The sequence below is a fragment of the Limnohabitans sp. genome (genome assembly GCF_044373035.1).
GTDB lineage: Bacteria > Pseudomonadota > Gammaproteobacteria > Burkholderiales > Burkholderiaceae_C > Limnohabitans_A.
On record NZ_JBILQU010000214.1, the window covers coordinates 1 to 2,779 of the forward strand.

At 64.7% G+C, this 2,779-nt stretch carries 3 protein-coding genes; 1 reads left to right on the forward strand and 2 read right to left on the reverse strand.

Annotated elements, in window-relative coordinates:
* Positions 1-216 (forward strand): peptidoglycan-binding protein (locus ACIQ47_RS16065; RefSeq protein ID WP_396439036.1); only part of this gene is annotated, 216 nt, incomplete at its 5' end.
* A 2-nt stretch (positions 217-218) separates the two neighbouring features.
* Here ACIQ47_RS16065 and ACIQ47_RS16070 read toward each other — a convergent pair.
* Positions 219-2,486 (reverse strand): molybdopterin cofactor-binding domain-containing protein, encoded by a 2,268-nt coding sequence (locus tag ACIQ47_RS16070; RefSeq protein WP_396439037.1) that lies wholly within the window; start codon positions 2,484-2,486, stop codon positions 219-221.
* Positions 2,483-2,779 (reverse strand): (2Fe-2S)-binding protein (locus tag ACIQ47_RS16075; RefSeq protein WP_396439038.1); only part of this gene is annotated, 297 nt, incomplete at its 5' end. The genes ACIQ47_RS16070 and ACIQ47_RS16075, both read right to left, overlap by 4 nt.

Consider the following 2,779-nt stretch of genomic DNA (forward strand, 5'->3'; position numbering starts at 1 on the left):
GCCACACCTTGGCCCACCGATGACGCAGGTTTGTCACGTGCCGAGCGGCGCGAGCTGCAGGGCTTGCTGACGATGCGCGGCCACGACATCGGCCCCATCGACGGCATGTTGGGCGACAAATCGCGCGAAGCGATCCGCGCCGAACAAAAGCGTCTGGGTATGGACGCCAATGGCCGTGGTGGACAAAAAATCCTCAAGACGCTGCGTGGGGGCTGAGCTCACACCCCCAAAGGCAAGGCCCGCTGCCGCTTGCCTGTGAGGGCAAACAACGCATTGCCCACCGCTGGTGCCAGTGGTGGCACCGCCGGTTCGCCCACGCCGGCCGGGTGGCGGGTGCTGGGTGCGATGTGGGTTTCCACCACCGGGGTCTGGCGGAGCGTGAGCATGGGGGCGTCAGCAAAGTTGCTTTGTTGCACCACGCCGTCCACGATGTCGAGCTTGCCGAACAGCGCGGCGCTCAGGGCATAGACCACGCTGCTTTCCATTTGCTGGGCCACGGTGCCGGGGTTGACCACGGTGCCGCAGTCGATGGCGCACACCACGCGGTGCACGCGGATCTGGCCTTTGGTCAGCGAGATCTCGGCCACTTGCGCCACGATGGAGCCAAAGGATTTGTGCAGCGCAATGCCCCGCGCACGGCCTGCGGGCAGGGGCGAGCCCCAGCCCGCTTTGTCGGCCGCCAATTGCAGCACCGCAGCGTAGCGTGGCGCGTCTTTCAACAGCTTCAAGCGGAAGGCCAGCGGGTCTTGCTTCGTGGCCACAGCCAGCTCGTCGATGAAGCTTTCCGAGAAGAAGGCGTTGTGCGAATGGCCAACCGAGCGCCAAAAGCCCACGGGCACGCCGGACTTGGTGGCCACATGGCTCATGTGTTGGCTGGCAAAACCGTAGGGCAAATCGAACAGGCCTTCGGAGGTGGTTTTGTCAGGCATGTCGATGGGGCCCGACAGGTGCGGCGCTGCACGCGCCATCCAGCGCGGGGTGATGGCATCACCGGCCGACTTGATGCGCAAGCTGCTGACTTCGCCCTTGTCGTCCAACGAGGCCTGGAACTTGGCCAGGTGCATGGGGCGGTAAAAGTCGTGCTTCATGTCTTCTTCGCGCGACCAGCTCAGCTGCACCGGTTGGCCTTCGCAGGCCATGGCCACTTGCACGGCTTGGCCGACAAAGTCGACGTCCAGGCGACGACCGAAACCACCGCCCAATTGGGTGACGTGAACAGTGACCTGTTCTTTGTCGACTTTGGCCACTTTGGCGGCCATGTCGCGGGCCATTTGCGGCACTTGGGTGGGCACCCAGATGTCCACCTTGCCGTCTTTGACTTGCGCGGTGCAGTTCATCGGCTCCATGGTGACGTGGGCCAGGTAGGGCGCTTGGTAAAGCGCATCGATGCGGCTGGTGGCCAATTTTTCAGCTTGGGTGGGCACACCTTGTTCGTGGAAGGTGAAGCCGCTCTCTTCGTTCAAGGCCTTGAGCAGGTCGGCCTGGATGCGCTGGGTGTCCAATGCGCCTGTGGCAGGGGCCTGCCACTGCACTTTGACGGCCTGCACGCCTTGGCGTGCGTGCCAGGTGGTTTGCCCCACCACGGCCAAGCCTGCGGTGCCGCCGCCCCAGGCGTCCAGCGGCACAACTTTGGACACACCTTTCAACCCCAAAGCGTCTTTTGTGTCCATGGACGCCGCACTGCCGCCCAGCATGGGGCACATCTGCACAGCCGCAAACAGCATGCCGGGCAGACGCACGTCCAAGCCGAAGGTGGCTTGGCCTGTGACTTTGGAGGGGATGTCGGTTCGTGGCGCGGGTTGGCCGATGAGCTGCCACTTCTCGCGCGATTTGGTTTGGATGCCCGAGGGCGTGCTGCCCGAAGCGGCAGCGACCATCTGGCCGTAGTGCGCTGACTGGCCTGAGGCGTGCTTCATCACGCCAGCGGTCACGGTGATTTCGCTGGCGGGTACTTTCCAAGCCGCAGCTGCGGCTTGCAGCAAGCTGGCGCGTGCGGTGGCAGCGGCCATGCGCAAGGGGTCCCACAGGTCGGCGATTGACGACGAGCCACCGGTGGCGTTGAGGCCCAGCTCACGGGCGACTTTGCCCACCAGCCATTCGCCCATCTTGATTTGGGTGGGTTTGTGTTCGCCTTCGCTGTCCAGCGGGTGAAAGGGCAGGCTGGCCACCAGCATGGCCACGTTGCCGTAAATGCTGTCACCACCGGCTTGCTCCAGACGCACGCGCTCCAGCGGCACATCGAGTTCCTCGGCCACCAACATGGCCAGCGCCGTGTGCACGCCTTGGCCCATTTCGCTGCGGGGCATGGCCAAGACCACAGCGCCGTCGGCAGCGATCTTGATCCAGCCGTTCAGGGCCACATCGCCTTGGGTTTTGAGCATGAGTTCGGGCGCGCCCAAACGCGAGCGGGCGGGCATCACCCCCCAGCCAACGACCAGTGCGCCGGTTGCGCCGAGCGCGCTGAGTAACCAGGTGCGGCGTTTCATGCGGCACCGCCTTTCTTCATTTGCGCCGCAGCGCGGTGGATGGCGGCGCGCACGCGCTGGTAGGTGCCGCAGCGGCACAGGTTGGTCATGGCAGCGTCGATGTCGGCGTCGCTGGGGTTAGGGGTTTTGTCCAGCAGGGCGGCGGCGGCCATCAGCATGCCGCTTTGGCAGTAGCCGCATTGGGGTACCTGTTCGGCGATCCAGGCCGCTTGCAGCGGGTGGGGTTTTTCTGCGGTGCCCAAGGATTCGATGGTCTTGATTGCTTGGTTGGCCACAGCCGACACGGGCATCAC